We start from the raw sequence: 443 nt of genomic DNA, 5'->3' as shown, positions 1-443 counted from the left end.
CAGTCTCTCTTCTACCTATCAAAATATTAAAAGCAAAATAGCTTTTTACCCCAGCCTTTTCGCATTGTCGGGATTATTGTTCGCCTTTATCATGATGTACCTCGAGGAAAGAGGAATCTCGGGATACCTGGTAGAGAACATACCCTTACTGGTTGTGAATAATGGTGACACAGCACTTACCATTTTAAGTGCCTGCATTACCGGACTCATTTCCATGATGGTCTTTAGTTTTTCCATGGTTATGGTGCTGCTCAACCAGGCTTCGACCAATTATTCTCCGCGACTCCTGCCGGGATTAATTTCTGACCATAAACATCAGATCATACTTGGTATTTACCTGTCGAGTATCCTTTATTGTATCTTCATTCTGTTTTCCATTCAGCCAACAGGAGATCAATACCAGGTTCCGGGATTTTCTGTACTGGTGGGCATACTGGCAACGG

1 protein-coding gene is annotated in these 443 nt (G+C 42.7%); it reads left to right on the top strand.

Translation table 11 applies throughout. From position 1 onward, the window contains the following. Positions 1 to 25 precede the first annotated feature (25 nt). On the top strand, positions 26 to 443 hold a 418-nt coding region (locus HC175_RS18760), incomplete at its 3' end, for a DUF2254 family protein (protein ID WP_168139715.1).

This window comes from Salinimicrobium oceani, assembly GCF_012037645.1.
Note: the sequence above shows the minus strand (reverse complement) of the source record. Positions and strands in the feature narration are given on the sequence as shown.